Here is a 24280-nt window from a genome sequence, read left to right on the forward strand (position 1 = left end):
ATGGATACGCTTGGCTATTTGGGTCAGGGTTTCGGCGTCGCGCTGACCCCTTACAACCTGGTGACCGCGCTCTGCGGCACCCTGATCGGCACCGTGGTCGGATTGTTGCCGGGCCTGGGCCCCATCAACGGCGTGGCATTGTTGATACCGATCGCGTTCGCGCTCGGTTTGCCGCCGGAATCGGCATTGATCCTGTTGGCAGCCGTGTACCTGGGTTGCGAATACGGCGGCCGGATCAGCTCGATCCTGCTGAACATTCCAGGTGAAGCGTCCACCGTCATGACCACTCTCGACGGTTATCCGATGGCGCGCAAAGGCCTGGCGGGTGTAGCGCTGTCGCTGTCCGCGTGGAGTTCGTTCATCGGTGCTTTCATCGCGACTTGCGGCATGGTGCTGTTCGCCCCGCTGCTGGCGAAGTGGGCAATTGCTTTCGGACCGGCGGAGTACTTCGTGCTGATGGTCTTCGCGATTGTCTGCCTGGGCGGCATGGCGGGTGACCGTCCGCTGAAGACGTTTATCGCCGCACTGATCGGTCTGTTCCTTTCCACGGTTGGGATCGACGCCAACAGTGGCGTTTACCGATTCACCGGGGACAACATCCACCTGACTGACGGCATCCAATTTGTCGTGCTGGTGTTGGGGCTGTTCTCGATCAGCGAAATCCTGCTGTTGCTGGAAAAAACCCACCGCGGCCAGGAAGCGGTGAAAGCCACCGGCCGCATGATGTTCAACTTCAAGGAAGCATCGGCGGTGTTCGCCGTGAACGTGCGTTGCGGTGTGCTGGGCTTCATCATGGGCGTGTTGCCGGGTGCCGGCGCGACGCTGGCCAGTGCCGTGGCCTACATGACCGAGAAGCGTATCGCTGGCGCCAAGGGTACTTTCGGCCAAGGCGACATGCGTGGTCTCGCAGCACCAGAAACCGCGATTGGCGGCGCAGCGTGTGGCGCACTGGTTCCCATGCTGACACTCGGCGTTCCGGGTTCGGGCACCACGGCGGTGATGATCGGCGCGTTGTCGCTGTACAACATTACGCCGGGCCCACTGCTGTTCCAGCAGCAACCCGACATCGTTTGGGGACTGATCGCCTCGTTGTTCATTGCCAACGTCATGCTGGTGATCCTCAACATCCCGATGATCCGCATCTTCACCCGCATCCTGGCCGTGCCTAACTGGGCGTTGGTGCCGGTGATCGCCATCATCACCGGGATTGGTGTCTACGCGGTGCACGCCACCACTTTCGACCTGTTCCTGATGATCGGCATTGGTATCTTCGGCTACATCCTGCGCAAGCTGGACTTCCCGTTGTCGCCGGTACTGCTCGGGTTCATTCTCGGAGGCTTGATGGAGCAAAACCTGCGCCGCGCGCTGTCGATTTCCAATGGTGCACTGGAAATCCTCTGGTCCAGCCCGATCACCTTCGGCGTATGGGTACTGACCGCGATCATGCTGCTGATGCCTATCCTGCGGATCTGGCGCAAGCGTTCGGTCGCCCGGCGTGCTATCGCCGATGTCTGATAGGCCCTTCAAAACCTGGTGGGGAACCCCGCTGGTCGGTCTGCTGGGCGGTTACCTCGCCAGCCAGATCGGCTGGCCGCTGCCATGGATGGTCGGCTCGTTGCTGGCGATCATCCTGGTGCGCTGCCTCACACCCTGGCAATTGGCGGAAATCCCTGGCGGCCGCAAGTGCGGCCAGTGGATCGTCGGTATTGGCATCGGCTTGCACTTCACCCCCGTGGTGATGGAGCAGGTGCTGAGCCACTTCGGCCTGATCTTCTTCGGCGCGTTGGTCACCAGCCTCTCCGCAATAGTCGGCGTGTGGTTGATGCGCCGTACCGGTGAAGACCGAGCCACCGCATTTTTTTCCAGCATGCCCGGCGGCTCCGGTGAAATGGTCAACCTCGGCGCTCGCAACGGCGCGGTGCTCAGTCGCGTAGCCGCAGGGCAGAGTTTACGGGTGCTGGTGGTGGTGCTTTGCGTACCGGCAGCCTTCAAATATTTACTGGGCGACGGCGCGCCCATCGCGCATCCAACCGCCGTCAATGGGTGGTTGCTGGCCTTGTTATTCCCGGCGGGCGCTTTGGTGGCCTGGCTTTGGGAGCGCCTTCGTCAACCCAACCCATGGCTTTTCGGTCCCTTGCTGATAAGCGCCGCGGTCAGCATCGGTTGGGATCTGCACATCGGTTTGCCGAACGGTGGCAGTCAGATTGGTCAATGGCTGATCGGCAGCGGTTTGGGCTGTCACTTCAATCGGCAATTCTTTCGGCGTGCGCCGTCCTTCATGGGCCGTACGTTGATCGGCACCGTGCTGACCATGCTGATCGCAACCGCTGCCGCATTGGGCTTGAGTGCGCTGACACATCTTGATTTGCGGTCGCTGACACTGGGCATGATGCCCGGTGGGATTGCAGAGATGAGCCTGACGGCAGAAACCCTGCAATTATCGGTGCCACTGGTCACGGCGATGCAGGTGATGCGGCTGTTGTTTGTATTGTTTCTGGCGGAGCCGCTGTTCAAGTATTGGGACCGTAGTCCAGAGTAAAGACCGAGTTGAATCCATCGCCAGCAGGCTGGCTCCCATAGGTTTTGTGACACCGCAAAACCGAGGTGGGAGCCTGCCTGCTGGCGATGCTTTTCAAACCGGCGGCAATCGCCACTCGATCGGCGTTTCACCATTTTGCTCAAGAAACTTGTTGGTGCGGCTGAAATGCCCGCAGCCTAGAAAACCTCGATAAGCGGACAATGGCGACGGATGCACCGACGTCAACACCAGATGTTTGGTTGCATCGATCAGTTTCTGCTTGCTCTGGGCATGCGCGCCCCACAGCATGAACACCAGATGCGGCTGATGCTGGCTGACCACTTCAATGATCCGGTCCGTGAAAAACTGCCAGCCCTTGTCCTTGTGCGCATTGGCATTGGCGCGCTCAACCGTCATGGTGGTGTTGATCATCAGCACGCCCTGATCTGCCCAGCTCTGCAGGCAGCCGTGGCTTGGAATATCGATGTTCAGGTCGCGTTTCAACTCTTTATAGATGTTCACCAGCGACGGCGGTGTCGGCACGCCCGGTTGTACCGAGAAGCACAAGCCATGCGCCTGGCCCGGGCCGTGATAAGGATCCTGACCAAGGATGACGACCTTGACCTGGTCCAGCGGCGTGGAATTGAGCGCGTTGAAAATCATCGGTCCCGGCGGATAGATCTCCTTGCCCGCAGCGCGTTCCTGTTGCAGGAAATTGCGCAACTCTGTCATGTAAGGCTGGTCGAACTCGGCACGTAGTGCTTCCTTCCAGCTCGGTTCGAGTTTGATACGGTCGTCAGCAGTCATGGTTACATCCGGTAAAAACAATGGGGCGAACCCTAGGAAAGCTAGGCATGCTTGTCAATTGATCTGACGCAGATCCGGCACTTTCCTACACTGCGATCATACTGAACGCTCAATTTCACGATCGAGGTCACGATGAATTTGCACTTCGAAGAACTGACCGGCACCGACGGTGCACGCTTGGGCATCGCCAGCCTGGATGCCGAAAAGTCGCTTAATGCCCTGTCCTTGCCGATGATCAACGCCCTGCGCGATCAACTGGACGCCTGGGCCAACGACCCACAAATTGTCTGCGTGCTGCTGCGTGGCAACGGTGCCAAAGCGTTCTGCGCCGGTGGCGAGGTACGCAGCCTTGTAGAAGCCTGTCGCGCGCATCCCGGCGAAGTCCCTCCCTTGGCAGCACAGTTTTTTGCGGCGGAATATCACCTCGACTTCAACCTGCACACTTACCCGAAACCGTTGATCTGCTGGGGCCATGGTTACGTACTCGGCGGCGGCATGGGCCTGCTGCAAGGGGCGAGTATCCGGATTGTCACGCCGAGCAGTCGATTGGCGATGCCGGAAATCAGCATCGGTTTGTACCCGGACGTCGGCGCCAGTTGGTTCCTCTCGCGCCTGCCCGGCAAGCTCGGCTTGTTTCTGGGGCTGACCGGTGCGCACATGAACGGCCGTGATGCCATAGACCTGGACCTCGCCGACCGCTTCCTGCTGGATGATCAGCAAGATGAGTTGATTCAAGGCTTGCTGCAGTTGAACTGGCAAGAACAAACACCGATGCAGCTCAACAGCTTGCTCAAAGCCTTGCAGCGCGAGGCCATTGCGCAAATGCCCGACGCTCAATGGTTGCCACGACGCCAGCAAATCGACGAGTTGCTGGATGTGAGTGACGTGCGTTGCGCCTGGAAGGCCATCAGCCAGTTAGATCACAGCACTGACTCACTGCTCAGTCGCGCCGCCAAAACCATGATCGCAGGCTCACCGTTGACTGCTCACTTGGTCTGGGAGCAAATCGCTCGCGCCAGGCATTTGTCATTGGCGCAAGTGTTCCAGATGGAATACACGCTCAGCCTTAACTGCTGCCGTCACCCGGAGTTCAGCGAAGGTGTGCGGGCGCGGTTGATCGACAAGGATCAGAAGCCGCACTGGCATTGGCCCGACATCAACAATGTGCCGGACGCAGTGGTTGAAGCGCATTTTCATAAGGTGTGGGAAGGTCGGCATCCATTGGCGGATTTGCCGGAGTATTGAATTTCAGGCATAAAAAAGCGGCGCTTCATGCGCCGCTTTTTTATGACCGGTTTTTAGTAAAACGTTAGCGGCGACCGCCCCGATCACCATGATCGCCCCGCCCGTTATGATCGCCGCGCCCACCGTAATTATTATTGTGGCCGCCACTGCCACCGCGATTGTCGTTGTTCCAGTTGCCACGGTTACGGCCGTCCCAGCCATGGTTTTGATAAGCCCTGTAATCGGCTCGAGGCGCCGGTTGGTAATAACGCGGGGCCGATTGATAAATGCGCGGCTGCGGGTAGTAGCGCGGAGTAGGCTGGTAGTACCGCGCTGGTGGTGCGTAGTAACGCGCCGGCGGCGAATAATAACCGCCGCCACCTGAGTAGTAGCGTGCGCCGCCGGCGTAATAGGCAGGCGCCGGCGAGGTATAGACCTCAGAACTGTAGTAACTGGCTCCTCCATCGGAATAGGGCACGCAAGCGCCCAGGGATAATCCCAATACAGCAAGCAGAAGAATTTGGCGGAGCTGTTTTCGACAGAGCATGGCGGCCTCCTGGACCGCGAGTGAGCCACACCAGCGACGCTGGCAGGCAACAGTCAATTATTGAGTGGCTGTCGAAAGATAAGACCTCGATTTCGGAATCTGGTGCGCCGCTGCAACAAGTTGAAACATCTGCCCGATGAAAGGTTTTTCATCAATCCCATAAAAAAGCGGCGCACCCAGTTGCAGATGCGCCGCCGCTTTCATGCACCTGTTAATGGTGGCCGTGATACCCGCCACGGTAATACCGGCCGCCATAACCACCGTTGTAATAGGCGTGATAACCGCCGTAGTAACGAGGGCCGTAATAACGAGGCCCGTAGTAGCCGCCAAAATACCAGGGCGAGTAATAACCACCGTAGTAATAAGGCGAGTAATAGCCGGGTGAGTAGTAAGGAGAGGTATAAACCGCGGCGGGCGCCGGGTAGTAATAGCAAGCAGACAACCCCAAACCGATCGATGCACTAAGCAGGCATCGTACAAGCGTTTTTCGAAGGAACATGGCGGCCTCCTGGAAGACCAACGGCGGCAGTCGGCACAGGCCGGCTTACCTATGCTTTGACTGTAAAATTCCGATCAAGTGCGATAGCACGCCAACCTTCAGATCAGCGGCCGGCACGTCCCATTTCGGTGCAGGCACGCACCATCAACAGGCATCGCCAAGGTTCTGACCGAGCGCGAAAAATACGCAATCGCCCACGCTAGAAGGCTCAAGCCAACTTGGCACGTCTCTCGCTTTAGCAAACCTGTGCAGGAGTCAACACAGGTTCGCGGCACCACAATTTGCAATGGCTGACTAGGGTTCCGACTCGCTGATACGAGTGACTGGTCCGAGAGTTGGCGACCTCCAGTTGAGGTTACACGGCGGGACAAAAGCCCGGGAGACAAGCCACCGTTTACGGTGCCGTTGCCTTCCTGTCCGCCCATGATCAACTGGAGAACCACCCATGTCCCAGCTTCGTTTACCCGCCCTGCTCGCTGCTGCTTTCGCAGCTTTCGTGAGTTTCTCGTCCCAGGCAGCGCAAAAAGACCACTTCAGCGTCTGCTGGACTATCTACGCCGGTTGGATGCCTTGGGAATATGCGTGCAGCCAAGGCATCGTCGACAAATGGGCGAAAAAGTACGGCATCAAAATCGATGTGGTACAGCTCAACGATTACGTCGAATCCATCAACCAATACACCGCTGGCCAATTCGACGGTTGCACCATGACCAACATGGACGCGCTGACTATTCCGGCAGCCGGTGGCGTTGACAGCACCGCGCTGATCGTCAGCGACTTTTCCAACGGCAACGACGGCATCGTACTCAAGGGCGAAGGCAAGAAAGTCACCGACCTGAAAGGCATGGACGTCAACCTGGTGGAACTGTCGGTGTCGCACTACTTGCTGGCCCGCGCGCTGGACTCGGTGGACCTGACCGAGAAAGACCTGAAAGTGGTGAACACGTCCGATGCCGACATATCCGCTGCTTTCAACACCGATCAAGTCAAAGCCGTAACCACTTGGAACCCGATGCTCTCGGACATCAAGGCCAAGCCTGGCGTGACCGAAGTCTTCAACTCCAGCCAGATCCCCGGCGAAATCATGGACATGATGGTCGTCAACAGCGCCACCCTCAAAGACAACCCGGCCCTAGGCAAAGCGTTGACCGGCGCCTGGTTCGAAGTGGTCGAGTTGATAAACGCGAAAAACGCTGCCAGCAAAGCCGCTTTAGAACACATGGCCAAAGCTTCCGGGACTGATCTGGCTGGCTTCCAGTCGCAACTCGACACCACCAAATTGTTCGCCACCCCGCAGGAAGCCCTGGCTTTTTCCACCAGCAAGCAACTGCCGGACACCATGCGCAAAGTGGCCGAGTTCTCGTTCCAGCACGGTTTGCTCGGTGAAGGCGCCAAGGACACCAGCGCGGTGGGCATGGCGTTCGCCAACGGCGTGACCAGCGGCGACAAAACCAACCTCAAGCTGCGCTTCGACCCGAGTTACGTGCAGATGGCCGCCGACGCCAAGCTGTAATCAAGAGGACCTGGCCATGCGCCTGATCAATCGCCACCCGGATCGCCCGAGTCGCCTGTTGCTGGTGATCCTGCCATTTGCCCTGGTGCTGTTCGCCTATTTCATGGGCTCGGCCGAGCGGCTGACAAACAACCCCAACGACAAACTGTTGCCGAGCGCGGTGCAGATGACCGATGCGGTGAAACGCCTGGCCTTCGTGGCGGACACCCGCACCGGCGAGTACGTGCTGTGGCAAGACACTGCCGCCAGCCTGCAACGCCTGGCTATCGGCCTCGGTATCAGCGCGCTGGCCGGGCTGTGCCTGGGCATCGCGGCCGGCACCTTGCCGCTGTTCGGCGCGCCGTTGTCACCGCTGCTGACGGTGCTGTCGATGGTACCGCCGCTGGCGATCCTGCCGATTCTATTCATCGTTTTCGGGCTGGGGGAATTGTCTAAAGTGATGCTGATCGTGATCGGTATCACTCCGTGCCTGGCGCGTGATCTGGAGCAGCGCGCCCGGGAAATTCCCGTCGAGTTGTTGATCAAGGCGCAAACACTCGGCGCCTCCACCTGGACATTGATGCTGCGCGTGGTGCTACCGCAACTGCTGCCACGCTTGCTGATTTCGCTGCGGCTGATGCTCGGTTCTGCGTGGTTGTTCCTGATTGCCGCTGAAGCCATCGCCTCGACTGACGGCCTCGGCTACCGGATTTTCCTGGTGCGTCGTTACTTGGCAATGGACGTGATTTTGCCGTACGTGGTGTGGATCACCCTGCTCGCCTGGCTAATGGATTGGGGCCTGAAACGCCTGACCCAACGCGCGTTCCCCTGGTATGAAGGAGCCCGCGCATGAGTTTCATCACCGTCAAAAACGTCTGGCAGCAATATGGCGATCAAGTGGTGCTCGAAGGGCTGAACCTGAACGTCAACGAAGGTGAGTTCTGCACCTTGGTCGGTGCTTCCGGGTGCGGAAAATCAACCTTCCTGCGGCTGTTGCTCGGCCAGGAGCGCGCCAGTCGCGGCGAGATTCTGCTCGATGGCCAAGCGTTGGCCGGTGAACCGGACTCAAGCCGTGGTGTGGTATTCCAGCGCTACTCGGTGTTCCCGCACCTGAGCGTGCTGGACAACGTTGCGCTCGGCTTGGAACTGCCTCGCTCGCCACTGTTGGGGCGCTTGTTCGGCAATTCGAAAAAAGAGGCCCGCGAACTCGCCTCAAACCTGTTGCACAAAGTCGGCCTGAGCCACTCGCTGGACAAGTACCCGGCGCAGCTGTCCGGTGGCATGCAGCAACGGCTGGCAATTGCCCAGGCACTGATCATGAAGCCCCGCGTGCTGCTACTCGACGAACCGTTCGGCGCACTCGACCCGGGCATTCGCAAAGACATGCACGGCTTGCTGCTGGAACTGTGGCGCGAAACTCGACTGACCGTGTTCATGGTCACTCATGACCTGAGCGAAGGCTTCAGCCTCGGCACGCGCCTGCTGGTGTTCGACAAGGTTCGCACAGACCCGCATGCACCCGGCGCCTATGGCGCACGCATCACTTACGACATCCCTTTGAACAGCGACCGCCGCGTTCAGCGCGCCGCCGTCGACGCCCTGCCGGCACCGCTGGCAGGCACGCTTCGTATCGCTTAGAGGAATTTTGAAATGACTGATTCGACTCAACTGTTCCCGCCCTTCGCCGAAGAAACATTGCCCGGCGGCGGGCATCGCTCGTTCGTCCTGAAACGCGGCCAGTTGCTGCGCCTGACCGACCTGCGCGGCGGCGCCAACGTTAGCCTGACACTGCTCAACGCCAATGAAAAAACCGAACGCCTGAACCTGCCCGACAGCCTTAAGTGCCAACACACCGCCAAGCTCACCACGGGCCACTGCCTGTATTCGGACATGGGCCGGGTATTGGCCGCTATAACTGCCGACACCTGCGGCTGGAGCGATAGCCTCGGCGGCGTACTTTGCGCCGAAGAGGTTGCCGAAAAATACGGCACCGGCCGCTATCAGGAATTGCGCAACGGCTTCTTCCGCAATGGCACCGACAACTTGTTGGTGGAGCTGGGGAAATGGGGTTTGGGCCTCTCGGACCTGCTGATGACGCTCAACCTGTTCAGCCGCGTGAACGTCGATGAGGCCGGGCATTTTCACTTCGTCGAAGGCAACTCAAACGCCGGTGACTACATCGAACTCTACGCACCGATGGACACCTTGGTGGTGCTCACCGCGCTGCAACACCCGATGGACCCATCGCCAACCTATGCCCCCAAACCATTGAAGCTCAGCTGGATGAACGCCGACGCCAGCGTCGCCGAACACTGCCGTACTTCACGCCCGGAAAACGAGCGTGGCTTCATCAATACCGACCGTTTGTTTGCCTGAGGAAACTGCCATGTCACTCGCAATCGCACCCGCCGCAGTCAACACCAGCAGGCAGCCAGAAACGGCGGTCTACCGTGCCACCATTCCGGCCGGTGAACCGTGGCTGATGGAGGTCAAGGCTGGCCAGACCCTGCGTATTCTTGACCTGGAGGGCAATCAAGCGGTCGACACTCTGTTCTACAGCGTCGCCAATCCCAAGGAGCGCTACGACGTGCAACGCACGTTGCGTCGCCAGAACAGCGTCTACCTCGGTACCGGCAGCGTGCTCTATTCCAACCTCGGCAAGCCGATGCTGACCATCGTCGCCGACACCTGTGGGCGTCACGACACGCTCGGCGGTGCCTGTGCGCAAGAGAGCAACACCGTGCGCTACGCGTTGGAGAAGCGCTACATGCACAGTTGCCGCGACAACTACTTGCGCGCCTGCGTCCACGACGGGCGGCTGGGCAAAAGCGACATCGGACCGAACATCAATTTCTTCATGAACGTGCCGGTGACGGCGGACGGCGGGCTGACCTTCGCCGACGGCATCTCGGCCCCCGGCAAGCACGTCGACTTGCGGGCCGAAATGGACGTGATCGTGCTGATTTCCAACTGCCCGCAACTGAACAATCCCTGCAACGCCTACAACCCAACGCCTGCGGAGCTATTGGTATGGAACTGAAACTGGCGCGACTGCGCAAATGGTTGTTCGCCCTGTGCCAGGCGCGTTCCGGGCAGTGCCTCAAACCTCCAAAACACCTCTGAACCCTGTGGGAGCCTGCTCGCGATGGGTCGTGAAGCGGCCCTGAACCCGGCAACGCGGCTGTAGTTGATCCACCGCAGCGACGGGTTTCGACTGCTTCGCAGCCGATCGAGAGCAAGCTCCCTCGCCACAAAAAGCGTGAGTTTTTTTCATCCGGGACGGCCCGGATGCACTTCGAAAAACTGCGGGACGGCCCGCATCCCAGGTCGAGGCTGATGCGCTATCAGCTTCCGGGGGTTATGCCATGTTCGAGAAAGTCCTGATTGCCAACCGGGGTGCCATCGCCTGCCGCATCCTGCGAACCCTGCGTGAGCTAAAGGTAAAAGGCGTCGCCGTGTACAGCGAAGCTGATGCCGCGAGCCTGCACATTCTGCAAGCCGATGAAGCCTGCAGCCTCGGTGAGGGAGCCGCGGGCGGCACCTATCTGGCGGTGGATAAAATCCTCGCTATCGCTAAAAGTACTGGCGCCACGGCGATCCATCCTGGCTACGGCTTCCTTTCAGAAAACGCCGCGTTTGCCGAAGCCTGCGAAGCGGCCGACATTGCCTTCATCGGCCCGACCCCAGAGCAATTGCGCGTGTTTGGTATCAAACACACCGCGCGTGCCTTGGCCAAGCAACACGGCGTGCCAATGCTCGAAGGGACAGAACTGCTCGACAGCCTCCAGGCAGCGTTGCTGGCGGGTGAACAGGTCGGCTACCCGGTGATGCTCAAGAGCACGGCTGGCGGTGGCGGCATCGGCATGCGCGTATGCCGCAACGCTGCCGAGTTGAGTGAATCGTTCGACGCCGTAAAACGCCTCGGCCAGAACAATTTCAGTGATGCCGGCGTGTTCATCGAGAAGTACATCCAGCGTGCCCGTCACCTGGAAGTGCAGGTGTTCGGCGACGGCTTGGGTGATGTGATTGCACTCGGCGTGCGCGATTGCTCGGTGCAACGGCGCAACCAGAAAGTTCTCGAAGAAACCCCTGCACCGAACCTGCCAGAAGGCATGGCCGACGCGCTATGTGCAGCGGCCATCAAACTGGCGAAAGCCGTCAATTACCGCAGCGCCGGAACCGTAGAGTTTGTCTTCGACAGCGAAGATCAGCGCTTCTACTTTCTGGAAGTAAACACCCGTTTGCAGGTGGAGCACGGCGTTACCGAACAGGTCTGGGGTGTCGATCTGGTGCGTTGGATGGTGCAACTGGCGGCCGGTGATCTGCCACCGCTTGGCGAGTTGAGCCAAGGTTTGCACGCCTGCGGCCATGCGATCCAGGCACGGCTATATGCCGAAGACCCGGGCCGTGATTTCCAGCCAAGCCCTGGTTTGCTGACGGCGGTGAATTTCCCGGCTGCCGATGGCAAAAAATTGCGCATCGACACCTGGGTCGAGGCCGGTTGTGAGATACCACCGTACTTCGACCCGATGATTGCCAAGGTCATCAGTTGGGCGCCCACCCGTGAAGAAGCACGCACCGACCTGCATCAGGCATTGGGCGAAAGCCTGCTGTACGGCGTAGAAACCAACCGCGATTACCTGCGCCAGATGTTGCTCGATGCGCCATTCGCCAATGGCCAGCCATGGACGCGTTGCCTGGAAGGTCTAGTTTATCAAGCGAACACCTTCGAGGTGCTCAGCGCAGGCACTCAAACCAGTGTGCAGGACTACCCTGGGCGCCTCGGCTATTGGGCCGTGGGTGTGCCGCCGTCGGGGCCGATGGACAGTCGAGCACTGCGCTTGGGCAATCGCCTGCTCGGTAACGAAGAAGGCGCCGCTGCGCTGGAAATCACCATGAGCGGACCGCTGCTGCGCTTCAATTGCGAGGCTGTGGTCGCGGTCACCGGTGCAGTGATTCCGCTGCTGCTCAACGGTGATGCGGTCCCGATGAACACGGCGCTGCTGATTCGCGCCGGGGCCACGCTAAGCCTGGGCACCATTGCCGGTGCAGGGGCTCGCAGCTACCTGAGTCTGCGCGGCGGTGTGCAAGTGCCGGATTACCTGGGCAGCAAAAGTACCTTCACCCTCGGCCAGTTCGGCGGCCATGGCGGCCGCGCATTGCGTAGCGGCGACGTGTTGCATGTACCGGCACTGACCGATCGCAACAGCGGCGCTCAGCTAGCGGAAAACCAGGTCACCCCGTTGCCTGGCGTGCGGCACATTCGAGTGATCTACGGTCCACATGGCGCACCGGAATACTTCACCGAAAACTACATCGGCACCTTCTTCGACACCCATTGGGAAGTGCATTTCAATTCCAGCCGTACCGGCGTGCGGTTGATCGGGCCGAAGCCGGAATGGGTACGCGCCGACGGCGGTGAAGCCGGCCTGCATCCATCCAATATTCATGACAATCCGTACGCGATTGGCGCGGTGGATTTCACCGGGGACATGCCGGTTATCCTCGGCCCGGATGGCCCAAGCCTCGGCGGCTTTGTGTGCCCGGTGACGGTGATCGAAGCCGACCTTTGGCAACTCGGGCAACTCAAGGCTGGGGATAAGGTGCAGTTCTCGCCGGTGTCCGTTGAAACCGCCCGACACCTTGCCCTGAAATGGGATCAATGCGGGAGCGAGCTTGCTCGCGAAAGCGGTTTGTCAGGCACATCAATACCGACTGAAACCACGCCTTCACGAGCAAGCCCGCTCCTGCAGGGGCTTGTGTCGCCTGTTGTTTTGGAGTTGGGTCAGGACGATACCCGGCTGGTTGCAAGGTTGTCGGGGGACACTCACCTGCTGCTGGAAATCGGCGCACCGGAACTTGATCTGGTTTTGCGCTTTCGTGCTCACGCCTTGATGCAGGCGCTGGAAAATAAACACCTGTTCGGTGTGATCGACCTGACACCCGGCATCCGCTCGCTGCAGGTGCACTACCAACCCGAGCAACTGCCACTGGCTGATCTGCTGGGTATCGTCGCCGGTGAATGGGACGCCGTGTGCGCCGCCAAAAATCTTGAGGTGCCCTCGCGCATCGTCCATCTGCCCTTGTCCTGGGATGACCCGGCGTGTCAGTTGGCAATCGAAAAATACATGACCACGGTGCGCAAGGATGCACCGTGGTGCCCGAGCAACTTGGAGTTCATTCGGCGCATCAACGACCTGCCAAACCTCGATGAAGTACAACGCACGGTGTTCGACGCCAGCTACCTGGTGATGGGGCTGGGCGACGTCTACCTGGGTGCTCCGGTCGCCACCCCGCTCGACCCACGGCATCGGCTGGTGACCACCAAATACAACCCCGCCCGCACTTGGACCGCCGAAAACTCGGTGGGCATCGGTGGCGCTTACATGTGCGTCTATGGCATGGAAGGTCCCGGCGGTTATCAGTTCGTTGGGCGCACGTTGCAGATGTGGAATCGCTATCGCGAAGTGGCAGCGTTCGATGGCAAACCGTGGTTGTTGCGCTTCTTTGATCAGATACGTTTTTACCCGGTGAGCGCCGAGGAACTGCTGCGCATCCGCCGCGACTTTCCGCTCGGACGCTTTGATCTGAACATCGAGCACAGCCAACTGAACCTCGCGGATTACCAGGCGTTCCTGGCGAAGGAAGCCGAGACCATCACGGCCTTTCGCGATCAGCAAAAAAGCGCCTTCAACGCTGAACGCGAGCGCTGGAATGCCAGCGGCCAGGCGCATTTCGACAGCGAAGATCAGGTCCCGGAAGTAGCCGAAGACGCACCGCTCGCCAGCGGTGAAATGAGTGTCGACAGCCACATTGCCGGCAACCTCTGGCAGGTTCAGGTGCAGGTCGGTAACCGGGTTGCCGCTGGCGATGCGCTGGTGATTCTGGAGTCGATGAAGATGGAAATTCCGCTGCTGGCGCCGATGGCCGGCGTGGTGCGCGAGATTCGTGTGCAACCGGGTTCGGCGGTACGCGCCGGACAGCGCGTCGTGGTGCTGGAACTCGACTGAAACCATTTGAAAAAGGATTAACGCCATGAACATCAACCTGCAACTCGACGCTCTGCGCAGTGCCTATCGCGAAGGCAGCCTGACACCTCGGCAACTGCTGCTGGCGCTGCGCGATAAAGCCGCAGCGCTGAACCCGGACTATCACCTGTTCATTCACTTGCTCAGTGTCGAAGAACTGGAACCCTATTTGGCCGCCCTCGATGAGCAAAATATCGATAGCCTCCCGCTGTTCGGCGTGCCGTTCGCGATCAAGGACAACATCGATTTGGCAGGCATTCCCACCACCGCGGCGTGCCCGGCATTTGCCTATGTGCCAGAACGCTCGGCGACCATCGTCGAGCAGTTGCTGGCGCTGGGGGCGATCCCGTTGGGCAAGACCAATCTCGACCAGTTCGCTACCGGCCTCAATGGCAGTCGATCACCCTACGGCGCGTGCCCCAATAGCGTGTTGCCGGAGTATCCATCGGGCGGCTCCAGCGCCGGTTCTTCGCTGGCCGTGGCACTTGGTGTCGCGAGCTTTTCCCTGGGCACCGACACGGCAGGCTCGGGACGCGTACCGGCTGCACTGAACAATCTGGTCGGCCTGAAAGCCAGTAAAGGATTGATCTCCACCGCTGGCGTCGTACCGGCCTGCCGCACACTCGATTGCGTCACCACCTTCACGGCGACCGCTCGGGAAGCCAGCCAGCTCTTGGCGCTGACCGCGCAGCTTGATCCTCGGGACGAGTACAGCCGCAGCAACCCGCTGTGGAATGACGGCTCGGCATTTGGCGCACCTCGCCCCTTCCGATTCGGCGTGCCACGTGCGCAGGACCTGGCGTTTTTCGGATGCCCTGAAGGCCCGCTGTTGTTCGGTGATGCCATCGATCAACTCAAGACACTGGGTGGCGAAGCGGTGGAGCTGGATTTGTCGCCGTTCCTCGAAGCCGCCCGCCTGCTCTATGAAGGACCGTGGGTAACTGAACGCTACAGCGTCGCCGGGGAGCTGATGGAGAACAATCCCGAAGCCGTGCTGCCGGTGATTCGTGCGGTGCTGGCCAAGGCACCGGCAGTGAACGGCGTACAAACCTTCCGCGCCCAGTACCGTCTGCAAGCCCTTAAAGCGCTGTGCGACACGGCACTGGAACACCTCGATTGCGTCATCACGCCGACCATCGGCCGCCCGGTGACGCTGGCCGAACTGGAAGCCGAACCCGTGCTGCGCAACTCGCAACTGGGTTACTACACCAACTTCATGAACCTGCTCGATTACGCCGCCGTCGCCGTGCCGAGCGGCTTCATGGACAATGGTTTGCCGTGGGGAGTCACGCTGTTCGGGCGTGTATTCACCGACCAGTATCTGTTGAGCGTGGCGGATGCGTTGCAGCGTCATCAAGGTTCAACGCTATCAGCACCCACGACTGCCGCTCGCAATGACCGCGCACGGCTGGTGGTCTGCGGAGCGCATCTGGATGGCCTGGCGTTGAACTGGCAACTGAAACGGCGCGGGGCGACATTGGTCGAGACGACGCTAAGTTCTCCGGACTATCAGTTGTATGCACTCGCCGGTGGGCCGCCCTTTCGCCCGGGTATGGTGCGGGTGAAGAACGGCGGCGTGGCGGTTGCAGTGGAGGTGTGGGAACTGCCGAGCAGTGAGCTGGGCTCGTTCCTGACCGGGATCCCGGCACCATTGGGGTTAGGCAAGGTGCAACTGGCGGATGGACGCTGGGAGAGCGGGTTCATCTGTGAAGGGTACGGGCTGGAGGGGGCGGTGGATATCAGCCACTTTGGAGGGTGGCGCGCGTACCTGAAAAACCTGCAGTGATCGCGACACAACAGATTCACCCATAATCCTGTGGGAGCGGGCTTGCTCGCTCCCACAGTCGTTTTGTGTTCATGGAAACATTGCGTCTACCGGTAAATCCTCGTCATTCAGCGAATCTTCCTACAACCACAGCTACCCTGCCTGACTTCTTTCCCCGCTAATCCCCTGCACAGTCTCCCGCGCCAATTTTCCTGCGCGAGGACTGCTCATGTTCGACCCGATTGATTGTTCGCCTTCGTTCGAAGCGCTGCGCTGATGGAGCATAGCGCACGCATCGAGCAGGCGCTCGACGACTTCCCTGACACCCTGACGCTGTATCGCCAGCAGCTCGATCATTGGTTCAGCCGCGCCGCCGACAAGGTCAGTCACGCGACGGACTTGCCGTCGCTTATGGACATGGAACGGCGGATCAAGTTCGGCGACAGCACCACGGTGGTGGGCCGTCGCGACGATGATTTTATCTCCACGGTGGCGCAATGCCCGCAGAACGAAATTCTGCAGATCGAGAGTTCGTTCGAGTCGGTGTATGACATTCCGCTGGGGAACATTCAGGTGGATGTGATTGCGGTCGATGGGGGTGAGCGCACGTCGATCACGCTTGATGAACACGGCAAAGGATCATTCAGAGGTGTACCCGGAAAATTTTACCGGGTGCATGTACAAAGTGCGGTGACAAAGGACCAGGTTGATGCGCTGTTCAAGTCTTACGACGGACTGACCGGGCAACTTGAAGACTGGCTGCGCAAGGAGTGGGAGGGGTTCAAGCCGCAGTGGTCGACGTCGGCGTTTGCGGCGGCGGGGAATGGCATGTTGGCCGGGAGTTGGGCGGTGATTGTTGGGGTGTGGGACACCGTCAGCCTGGTCTTCGACATTCTCAAAAATCCTGAAAAACACCTTGAGCGACTGGGCAACAGTGCGCAATCGCTGATGACTATGGCTCGAGAGTCTCCCGCAGCAATGGAAAAAGCCATGCTGCTGGCGAGCGATGAAGCGGTGCTGTGTTTGCTGCTGCGCACAGCCAGTTTGTGGTGGGAGATGCTGCCGCCCAGTGAGATGGCGGGGGCCGCAGGAGAATTGGTCGGACAGGTACTCATCGATACGCTCATCGCGCTGGCCCTGGCGAGCACCGCGGTAGGCATACCAATCGCTGCGGCCTATCTGGCATTTCGCGGACTGCAGTACGGTTCAGTGTTGGCCGGCCTTGCGCTGCGATTCGTAAAGGCGACTTATCACACCCTCAATTCGATCACCCAATACGTCCACAACTACAAAGCCGTCGCCGCGCGCGGTATTGCAGCCAGCGCCAATCAGGGTCGCTTGCTCATCAACTGGAACGCCCGCAAGAACACCACGCTCAAGCAGAACGAACACCGCGACGACGCTTCAAAGCAGGCGAAAAACCCCAACGGTGACAGCGCTGATTCTGTCGCAAAAACCGCGACCAACAAGTGCCCGGTGTCGATGGTCACCGGCGAAGAACTGCTGACCCTCACCGACGGCACGCTCGACGGCCTCCTCCCCTTCGACTTCACCCGCCTCTACCGCACCAGCGCCGCCGAGATCGATGGCGGCCTCGGATTCGGCTGGAGCCACAGCCTCTCCCATCGCCTGGAAATCGACGGCGACGAAGTCATCTGGATCGACCACGAAAACCGTCGCACACCCTTTCCCATCCCGAGCACCGAACGCCCGGCGATTCACAACAGCCTGTCGCGGGCGGCGATTTTTCTCGGCGATGCCCCCGAAGAACTGATCCTCGCCCAGGCCGGCGACGCGCCGCGTTTTTATCACTTCATCAATGGCCGGTTGAGCGCGATCAGCGACGCCTACGACAACCGCCTGCACCTCAGTTATGACCACCACGGTCGCCTCGAACGCGTGGACAACGGCGCCGGTCGCGCCTTGTTGTTGCGTTACGACCGCCGTCATTTGATCGCTGTCGACTACCAGCGGTTTACCCCGGCGCCCACCGTGGCACAGGGCTGGGTGACCGAGCAGACGCTGGTTTGCTATCGCTACGACGAGCGCCATCAGCTGATCGAAGCGACCAACGCCGCCGAGGAGAGTGAGCGTTACCGCTACGACGAGCAGCACGTCATCCTCCAGCGGCAACTGGCCGGTGGGGCGAGTTTCTTCTGGGCGTGGGAACGGTCCGGCAAGGCCGCCCGTTGTATCCGTCACTGGGCCTCGTTTGCGCAGATGGACGCGCAATACGTCTGGGATGACCAGGGCAGCGTCACGGTCAAGAATATCGATGGCAGCGAAGAGGTGTATGTCCACGACGACCGGGCGCGGCTGGTGCGCAAGGTCGAACTGGATGGTGGCGAACACCTCAAGTCCTACGACGATCAGGGACGTTTGATCGCCGAGCAGGACCCACTGGGCGCGATCACTGAATACCACTACGACGACGCCGGACGGCTGGTAGCGCTGATTCCACCCTACGACGCGCCAACGGCCTACGAGTACCGCAACGGGTTCCTGCACGCGCGCTTTCGGGGCAAGGCCGAGTGGAAATACCTGCGCAATGCCCAGGGCGATGTCACCGAGGCCATCGACCCGGACGGTCACGCCACGCACTACCGCTACGACGCCCAGGGTCGCTTGCTGTCGATCCGTTACCCGGACCACAGCCGGCATCTGTTGGTCTGGAACGCGCTGGGCCAGCTCGTCGAAGAAACCCTGCCAGAGGGTGGCACGCGGAAGTTTTCCTACGATGCACTGGGGCGGCGGATTACCCAGGAGGACGAACACGGCGCCGTCACTCACTCGCAATGGGATGCCGTTGGCCGCCTGATCAAAACCACCCTACCGAGCGGTGCCACCCGATCCTTCAGCTACAACGCCTACGGCACGCTCACCTCTGCCACCGACGAGCTGGGCCAGGTCACGCGCTACGAGTATGTCGAGGACCTGCACCTGGTCAGTCGCCGGATCAATCCGGACGGCAGCCAGCTCAATTATCGCTACGACAACGCGCAGCTGTTGCTGACGGAGATCGAGAACGAATCCGGCGAAAAGTACCACCTCGACTACACCGCCAACGGCCTGATCCGACAGGAAACCGGCTTCGACGGCCTGCGCACCGCTTACGCCTACGACCTCAACGGTCATCTGCTGGAAAAAACCGAGTTTGGCGAGGACGGCTCGCAACTGGTCACCGGGTATGCACGCGATTTAGCCGGACGCTTGCGGGTCAAGACCCTGCCTGATGGCACGTGCGTGACCTATCACTACGACAGCCTCGGTCGCCTGACCAGTGTCGACGACGGTCATGATCATCCGCTGGAATTCGAGTACGACCGCCAGGATCGACTAATCACCGAACACCAGAGCTGGGGCACCCTGCGCTATGGCTACGACGCCAGCGGCCAGCTCAACCGCCTGCGCCTGCCGGACAACAGCGTCCTCGATTACCACCACGCGGCAGGCGGCGCGCTTACCGGCATCGACCTCAACGGCGCCCGACTCACCGCGCATTACTTCGTCGGTGGCCGCGAACAGCAACGCCAGCAGGGCCTGTTGCTCAGCGACTATGCCTACGACGATCAAGGACGCCTGAGCGCCCACGCCATCGGCAAACCGCAACAACCGCTGTATCGCCGCGATTATTCCTACGGTGCCAACGGCAACCTCGAACTCATTTCCGACACCCGCCACGGCCGCCGCAGTTACCAGTACGACCCGCAAAACCGCCTGACCCGCGTCAACCACGCCCGCGACGACGACCCGGAAACCTTCGTCCACGACCCCGCCGGCAACCTGTTCATGCAGGACCGCGTCGGCAAGCCCACCGTCAAAGGCAACCGCCTGCTGATGCAAGGCGACCGTCACTACGACTACGACGCCTTCGGCAACCTCATCCGCGAACGCCGCGGCACCGCGCAAAAGCTCGTCACCGAATACCGCTACGACTGCCAACACCGCCTGATCGGCCTCACCCGCCCGGACCGCGGCACCGCCAGCTACCGCTACGACGCCTTCGGCCGGCGCATCGCCAAAACCGTCGACGGCCACACCACCGAATTTTTCTGGCAAGGCGACAACCTCGTCGCCGAAAGCAGCAAAAGCCACTACCGCAGCTACCTCCACGAACCCGGCAGCTTCCGCCCGCTGGCCATGCTCGACGGCAAAGGCCCGCGCAAGGCCTGCCCGTTTTACTACCAACTGGATCACCTCGGCACACCGCAGGAGTTGACGGATTTCAGCGGAGACATCGTCTGGTCGGCGAAGTACAACGCCTACGGCAAGGTCAGCCGTCTGCAACATGGCGCCGGTGAACAGCTGGAACAGCCGCTGCGCTTCCAGGGACAGTATCACGACGCCGAAAGCGGCCTGCACTACAACCGGCATCGCTACTACAATCCGGATGTTGGACGGTATCTGACGCCGGACCCGATCAAGCTGGCGGGTGGGCTGAATCAGTACCAGTACACGCCGAATCCGACGGGGTGGGTGGATCCGCTGGGGTTGAGTTGTCCACCGCCGGGTAAGCTTGGGTGTGGTGCGCCGGATGATGTAACTCAAGTAACGGTTGATGAGGGTGCGCCGGCACTGCCGAAGCTGAGTCATGAGGAACGACGGGCGCGGATTGAAGTTGTCAAAGAGGAGGTTGCTAAGCGTTGGGTGGAAAGATTTGAGGATAAGCGACCTGGAATGCATTCCATCGGTAAACACGGTGCTGATGTTCCTGATGCTGTTATCCGTCAGCGCGCAATCGACGGAACCGACCCAATCACCAAGAGAAAATCTACCAGAGGAAACCTGAGTTCTCAGTATAAAAGCTGGAATTTGCACATGCATACGCTGAATGACGATACGACTAGGGTCGTTAGAAAGCTTCCGCAATTCACTGGAGAAGATGTAAACGGATACCCAATTGTCCGCCGCCATAATAAAGATGTCGGAAGGGGTTATAAACCGAATAAAAAAGACTCTAAAAACCCTCACCTTTTAGAGTCAATGCATGGATCTGAGACAAAGTTCAGCAAAGGGAAAAATCCCACTATATTTACATCAAATCCGGCGGATATAAAATGATCAAACACCCGTTTCTAGATATAGAGTACAAGCCGACTGTCCGGGGAATAATTGGAGCGTTCGACATCTATGACAGAGAGCACACCTTAGGTATAGAACTTGAAAAATACGACATGAATAACGCAAGCGATCGAAAAAAACTTGCAAAGAATTACATCGCCAACAACAGTGACTACTTAAGCTACAGACATAAATTTTTGCTAGTAGCGACTCTCCAGGCCGCGCTACTAGATAAGTCCTTTGACTTTAAAGCGTTATTGGAACATGACTGTCAAAGCACAAGTTCTTTTCCCACCAACTGGGAAAAAATGAAAGCGCCGCGCGAGTTTTTTGATGATATTTATAGCGTATTGGTTGATGAGTGGAGTGATCAACTGATAGCAGCAGGCCTCGAAGACCGCTCAGTATGGTAAGAAATAAATAGATTTAGCGTTCTACTTGCTCAAAAACAGGCTGAACCGGCATTAAGAATTTATTTATTAAGGAAATTGAGCTGTCACTACTGTTACTGAAACTCATGGGATTCTGGCGAATCATGGCTACGCCACATTGAAGACAGGTTGAAAGCCAAGATAAGAGGATGACGAGCAGGTAGGAAATTTCGAGAAAAGGGGACGGGTTTTGTATCGCAGACCGGGTCATCTGTAATGGATTACGAACTGTAGGGGCCGGTGTATATCAGTCCTCTGAGCGGATGGCGCGCTTAACTGAAAACCCTCGCTTGGGCGTCCCCCTGTAGGAGCTGCTAAAGTCTGCGATCCTTTAATTTTTTTTTAACGATCAAGATCAAAAGATCGCAGCCTTCGGCAGCTCCTTCAGGGATCAATGAAGAGTTGCACACAAGCTTGGAAGCAACACTCGCGGTGCACATGGAGAGGTTATTTCCCCGCAGCCCCAATAGAATGCCTCTCACCCGGATCACTGCCAATAGAACCGTCATGCAGGCCCGCGCAAGGCTTGCCCGTTTTACTACCAACTGGATCACCTCGGCACACAGCAGGAGTTGACGGATTTCAGCGGCCACATCGTCTGGTCGGCGAAGTACAACGCCTACGGCAAGGTCAGCCGTCTGCAACATGGCGCCGCTGAACAGCTGGAACAGCCGCTGCGCTTTCAGGGGCAGTACTACGACAGCGAAAGCGGCCTGCACTACAACCGGCATCGCTACTACAATCCGGATGTTGGACGGTATCTGACGCCGGACCCGATCAAGCTGGCGGGTGGGCTGAATCAGTACCAGTACACGCCGAATCCGACGGGGTGGGTGGATCCGCTGGGACTAGCTTGTGGTCCCTGTCCCGGAGAAATTGAAGCCGATGGGCCGTTCAGCGTACTTGCCCCGGGAGGCGGGTTGTCAGCGCATGAAGCTCGAGGAGGACATCTAATAAGAAAACACATCGGTCGAACTGAAACGCAGCTGCGACAAAGGCTTGAGGATGAGCCATGGCTCGGAAAGGCATCGACCTTCTATGATCAAGCTACAGCCGAAAAGGCAACCTACAGCGTTATTGGATCAAAAAAATCTGACATCGAGAAATTCATGAAAAGCCACGATCAACAAATTATAATAAATGATTCCCTACCCTTTCCAGTAGGTTTCGTTTTAAAGCGTAACGCATCTACCGTGGATGTTTCCGGCGTGCATCTGTTATTACGAAAAGACAGTCGCATGCCTGATGGTTATCGTATACACACAGGATATGCAGAATAATGAGTGCAAAATTTCCGATGTTGTATCAACTTTTCGGAGGGTACTTCCATCAAGATTGGAAGTTTGATCACGATACAGAGGATGAGGTTATAAGAACATTTATTACTGAAGCTTCTTCAGAAACGCTTTCAAAGGTGAAGGACGAGTTAAAATTTATTCTGCGTACTACCCAGAATGAAGATCAAATTCAGGCAATTTTATTTGAGGAAATCGGATGTTCCTACTACTACCCCTATGCATGGCCATCAGGAAGAGCTTGGTTAGAGCATGTTTTAGGAATGTTATATTGATGATTGCGGATTGTGCCCGATAGATCACTAAACGGGCATAACGATGACTATCCGAAAAAAACACGACGACGTTTAGAGTAGAAAAGGGGACGGATTTGTTTTGTATGGATTTGTTTTGTATCGAAAACCGCCTGACCCGCGTCAACCACGCCCGCGACGACGCCCGGAAACCTTTGTTCACGACCCGGTCGGCAACCTGTTGCTGCAGGACCGCGTCGGTAAGCCCATCGTCAAAGACAACCGCCTGCCGACGGCAAAGGCCCGCGCAAGGCCTGCCCGTTTTACTACCAACTGGATCACCTCGGCACACCGCAGGAACTGACGGACTTTGGTGGCGACATTGCCTGGTCGGCGAAGTACAACGCCTACGGCAAAGTCAGTCGTCTGCAACATGGCGTCGGTGAACAACTGGAACATCCGCTGCGCTTTCAGGGGCAGTACTTCGACCGCGAAAGCGGCCTGCACCACAACCGGCATCGCTACTACAATCCGGATGTTGGACGGTATTTGACGCCGGACCCGATCAAGCTGGCGGGTGGGCTGAATCAGTACCAGTACACGCCGAACCCGACGGGGTGGGTGGATCCGCTGGGACTAGCTTGTGGTCCCTGTCCCGGAGAAATTGAAGCCAATGGGCCGTTCAGCGTACTTGCCCCGGGAGGCGGGTTGTCAGCGCATGAAGCTCGAGGAGGTCATCTTATTGAGAAACATATTGGTCGAACAGAGGCACAGTTACGACAAAGACTTAGGGGCGAGCCAAATATACCGATCGCTTCAACGTTTCCAAATCAAGCTACTGCTGAAGCTGCAGTTTTCAATACAGTCAAGCAAAATAAAACATTAATAGATGAGTTCCTAAACAGCAGAACCAGAAAACTTGTGATCACTCAGCAAATGACAACCCCCATTGGAGTTGGCGTAGTTCGTAACACTGGAAAATTGGAGTCATTAGATTTTGTCAAGCTAATACTTAAAAAACAATCAACTTCGAGAAGCGAATATTTTATTTTAACGGGGTACGCAAGTGACAGACAAATCATTCAATAGATTATATCAATTCTTGGGCGCCTATTTTAATGAGGACTGGATGTGCGAGTATGAACTGGCGGATGACGTAATAAAAGACTTCTTACTCGACTCTACTGCTGAAGTCATTGACTCAGTGCAAAAAGAAATATCTACGCTACTGGAGGTTCAGATGGAGGAAACCGAGCTAAGAGAATTCCTGCTCAAAGACATGAGTTGCTATTATTGTTATTGGCATGAGTGGGAGTCGGGAAGAACTTGGCTAAACCATATTAGTAACGTTCTTCGAAGTCAACCCTCATCTAGTTGATA

20 protein-coding genes and 1 riboswitch are annotated in these 24280 nt (G+C 58.3%); of the genes, 17 read left to right on the forward strand and 3 right to left on the reverse strand.

Annotated features, from left to right (window positions below; translation table 11 throughout):
- Both ACQR3R_RS13655 and ACQR3R_RS13660 read left to right on the forward strand, forming a co-directional pair.
- Positions 1–1515, forward strand: a complete 1515-nt coding sequence (locus ACQR3R_RS13655; protein WP_428272827.1) for a tripartite tricarboxylate transporter permease — start codon at positions 1–3, stop codon at positions 1513–1515.
- Positions 1508–2539, forward strand: coding sequence for an AbrB family transcriptional regulator (locus ACQR3R_RS13660; RefSeq protein ID WP_428272828.1), 1032 nt, complete (start codon positions 1508–1510; stop codon positions 2537–2539). The genes ACQR3R_RS13655 and ACQR3R_RS13660 overlap by 8 nt, the downstream gene beginning before the upstream one ends.
- A 93-nt stretch (positions 2540–2632) precedes the next feature.
- Here the strand turns inward: ACQR3R_RS13660 and ung are convergent, their stop codons facing one another.
- Positions 2633–3325 (reverse strand): uracil-DNA glycosylase, encoded by a 693-nt coding sequence (gene ung / locus ACQR3R_RS13665; RefSeq protein WP_428272829.1) that lies wholly within the window; start codon positions 3323–3325, stop codon positions 2633–2635.
- A gap of 132 nt (positions 3326–3457) precedes the next feature.
- Here ung and ACQR3R_RS13670 point away from each other — a divergent pair, with 132 nt between their 5' ends.
- The gene (locus ACQR3R_RS13670) at positions 3458–4570 is read left to right on the forward strand and encodes a 3-hydroxyisobutyryl-CoA hydrolase (RefSeq protein ID WP_428272830.1); all 1113 of its coding nucleotides are present in this window, start codon (positions 3458–3460) and stop codon (positions 4568–4570) included.
- Between the two features lie 64 nt (positions 4571–4634).
- Here the strand turns inward: ACQR3R_RS13670 and ACQR3R_RS13675 are convergent, their stop codons facing one another.
- Both ACQR3R_RS13675 and ACQR3R_RS13680 read right to left on the reverse strand, forming a co-directional pair.
- Positions 4635–5096, reverse strand: coding sequence for a hypothetical protein (locus ACQR3R_RS13675; protein WP_428272831.1), 462 nt, complete (start codon positions 5094–5096; stop codon positions 4635–4637).
- 211 nt (positions 5097–5307) lie between these two features.
- On the reverse strand, positions 5308–5595 hold the full coding sequence (locus ACQR3R_RS13680; RefSeq protein ID WP_428272832.1) for a hypothetical protein: 288 nt from the start codon (positions 5593–5595) through the stop codon (positions 5308–5310).
- Between the two features lie 283 nt (positions 5596–5878).
- Positions 5879–5979: riboswitch (guanidine-I (ykkC/yxkD leader) on the forward strand.
- 61 nt (positions 5980–6040) lie between these two features.
- Here ACQR3R_RS13680 and ACQR3R_RS13685 point away from each other — a divergent pair.
- The 14 genes from ACQR3R_RS13685 to ACQR3R_RS13750 all read left to right on the forward strand — a co-directional run bounded on the left by ACQR3R_RS13685 (position 6041) and on the right by ACQR3R_RS13750 (position 24278).
- Positions 6041–7108, forward strand: coding sequence for a putative urea ABC transporter substrate-binding protein (locus tag ACQR3R_RS13685; protein ID WP_428272833.1), 1068 nt, complete (start codon positions 6041–6043; stop codon positions 7106–7108).
- Positions 7109–7124: 16 nt separating this feature from the next.
- Complete coding sequence (locus ACQR3R_RS13690) at positions 7125–7940, forward strand: ABC transporter permease subunit (RefSeq protein WP_428272834.1); 816 nt, start codon at positions 7125–7127, stop codon at positions 7938–7940.
- Positions 7937–8725: an ATP-binding cassette domain-containing protein gene (locus ACQR3R_RS13695; RefSeq protein WP_428272835.1), complete on the forward strand. Its 789-nt coding sequence runs from the start codon at positions 7937–7939 to the stop codon at positions 8723–8725. Before ACQR3R_RS13690 ends, ACQR3R_RS13695 begins: the two co-directional genes overlap by 4 nt.
- A gap of 12 nt (positions 8726–8737) precedes the next feature.
- Positions 8738–9463 carry an urea amidolyase associated protein UAAP1 gene (locus ACQR3R_RS13700; RefSeq protein ID WP_428272836.1) on the forward strand — a complete coding sequence of 242 codons (726 nt, stop codon included), beginning with the start codon at positions 8738–8740 and terminating at the stop codon, positions 9461–9463.
- Between the two features lie 10 nt (positions 9464–9473).
- Positions 9474–10127: an urea amidolyase associated protein UAAP2 gene (locus ACQR3R_RS13705; RefSeq protein ID WP_428272837.1), complete on the forward strand. Its 654-nt coding sequence runs from the start codon at positions 9474–9476 to the stop codon at positions 10125–10127.
- Positions 10128–10452: 325 nt separating this feature from the next.
- The gene (gene uca / locus ACQR3R_RS13710; RefSeq protein WP_428272838.1) at positions 10453–14097 is read left to right on the forward strand and encodes an urea carboxylase; all 3645 of its coding nucleotides are present in this window, start codon (positions 10453–10455) and stop codon (positions 14095–14097) included.
- A gap of 25 nt (positions 14098–14122) precedes the next feature.
- Positions 14123–15901, forward strand: coding sequence for an allophanate hydrolase (gene atzF / locus ACQR3R_RS13715; protein WP_428272839.1), 1779 nt, complete (start codon positions 14123–14125; stop codon positions 15899–15901).
- A gap of 255 nt (positions 15902–16156) precedes the next feature.
- A complete protein-coding gene (locus ACQR3R_RS13720) occupies positions 16157–20941 on the forward strand; it encodes an RHS repeat-associated core domain-containing protein (RefSeq protein ID WP_428272840.1) in 4785 nt (1594 codons plus the stop codon).
- Positions 20938–21354, forward strand: a complete 417-nt coding sequence (locus ACQR3R_RS13725) for a hypothetical protein (protein WP_428272841.1) — start codon at positions 20938–20940, stop codon at positions 21352–21354. The genes ACQR3R_RS13720 and ACQR3R_RS13725 overlap by 4 nt, the downstream gene beginning before the upstream one ends.
- Positions 21355–21917: 563 nt before the next feature.
- A complete protein-coding gene (locus ACQR3R_RS13730; protein ID WP_428273427.1) occupies positions 21918–22652 on the forward strand; it encodes an RHS repeat-associated core domain-containing protein in 735 nt (244 codons plus the stop codon).
- Positions 22652–22942 (forward strand): contact-dependent growth inhibition system immunity protein, encoded by a 291-nt coding sequence (locus ACQR3R_RS13735; RefSeq protein ID WP_428272842.1) that lies wholly within the window; start codon positions 22652–22654, stop codon positions 22940–22942. The genes ACQR3R_RS13730 and ACQR3R_RS13735 overlap by 1 nt, the downstream gene beginning before the upstream one ends.
- 115 nt (positions 22943–23057) lie before the next feature.
- A complete protein-coding gene (locus ACQR3R_RS13740; protein ID WP_428272843.1) occupies positions 23058–23264 on the forward strand; it encodes a hypothetical protein in 207 nt (68 codons plus the stop codon).
- Positions 23261–23989 (forward strand): RHS repeat-associated core domain-containing protein, encoded by a 729-nt coding sequence (locus ACQR3R_RS13745; RefSeq protein WP_428273429.1) that lies wholly within the window; start codon positions 23261–23263, stop codon positions 23987–23989. The genes ACQR3R_RS13740 and ACQR3R_RS13745 overlap by 4 nt, the downstream gene beginning before the upstream one ends.
- A gap of 40 nt (positions 23990–24029) precedes the next feature.
- On the forward strand, positions 24030–24278 hold the full coding sequence (locus ACQR3R_RS13750) for a contact-dependent growth inhibition system immunity protein (RefSeq protein ID WP_428273431.1): 249 nt from the start codon (positions 24030–24032) through the stop codon (positions 24276–24278).
- The last annotated feature ends 2 nt before the right edge of the window (positions 24279–24280 follow it).

This window comes from Gordonia sp. IEGM753, assembly GCF_050321825.1.
In the GTDB taxonomy this organism is placed as follows: domain Bacteria; phylum Pseudomonadota; class Gammaproteobacteria; order Pseudomonadales; family Pseudomonadaceae; genus Aquipseudomonas.

Bases quoted from the DNA above. Each gene is read 5' to 3' on its own strand.
- ACQR3R_RS13655 (WP_428272827.1), top strand. From the start codon at position 1: ATGGATACGCTTGGCTATTTGGGTCAGGGTTTCGGCGTCGCGCTGACC.
- ACQR3R_RS13660 (WP_428272828.1), top strand. From the start codon at position 1,508: ATGTCTGATAGGCCCTTCAAAACCTGGTGGGGAACCCCGCTGGTCGGT.
- ung (WP_428272829.1), bottom strand. From the start codon at position 3,325: ATGACTGCTGACGACCGTATCAAACTCGAACCGAGCTGGAAGGAAGCA.
- ACQR3R_RS13670 (WP_428272830.1), top strand. From the start codon at position 3,458: ATGAATTTGCACTTCGAAGAACTGACCGGCACCGACGGTGCACGCTTG.
- ACQR3R_RS13675 (WP_428272831.1), bottom strand. From the start codon at position 5,096: ATGCTCTGTCGAAAACAGCTCCGCCAAATTCTTCTGCTTGCTGTATTG.
- ACQR3R_RS13680 (WP_428272832.1), bottom strand. From the start codon at position 5,595: ATGTTCCTTCGAAAAACGCTTGTACGATGCCTGCTTAGTGCATCGATC.
- ACQR3R_RS13685 (WP_428272833.1), top strand. From the start codon at position 6,041: ATGTCCCAGCTTCGTTTACCCGCCCTGCTCGCTGCTGCTTTCGCAGCT.
- ACQR3R_RS13690 (WP_428272834.1), top strand. From the start codon at position 7,125: ATGCGCCTGATCAATCGCCACCCGGATCGCCCGAGTCGCCTGTTGCTG.
- ACQR3R_RS13695 (WP_428272835.1), top strand. From the start codon at position 7,937: ATGAGTTTCATCACCGTCAAAAACGTCTGGCAGCAATATGGCGATCAA.
- ACQR3R_RS13700 (WP_428272836.1), top strand. From the start codon at position 8,738: ATGACTGATTCGACTCAACTGTTCCCGCCCTTCGCCGAAGAAACATTG.
- ACQR3R_RS13705 (WP_428272837.1), top strand. From the start codon at position 9,474: ATGTCACTCGCAATCGCACCCGCCGCAGTCAACACCAGCAGGCAGCCA.
- uca (WP_428272838.1), top strand. From the start codon at position 10,453: ATGTTCGAGAAAGTCCTGATTGCCAACCGGGGTGCCATCGCCTGCCGC.
- atzF (WP_428272839.1), top strand. From the start codon at position 14,123: ATGAACATCAACCTGCAACTCGACGCTCTGCGCAGTGCCTATCGCGAA.
- ACQR3R_RS13720 (WP_428272840.1), top strand. From the start codon at position 16,157: ATGGAGCATAGCGCACGCATCGAGCAGGCGCTCGACGACTTCCCTGAC.
- ACQR3R_RS13725 (WP_428272841.1), top strand. From the start codon at position 20,938: ATGATCAAACACCCGTTTCTAGATATAGAGTACAAGCCGACTGTCCGG.
- ACQR3R_RS13735 (WP_428272842.1), top strand. From the start codon at position 22,652: ATGAGTGCAAAATTTCCGATGTTGTATCAACTTTTCGGAGGGTACTTC.
- ACQR3R_RS13750 (WP_428273431.1), top strand. From the start codon at position 24,030: ATGTGCGAGTATGAACTGGCGGATGACGTAATAAAAGACTTCTTACTC.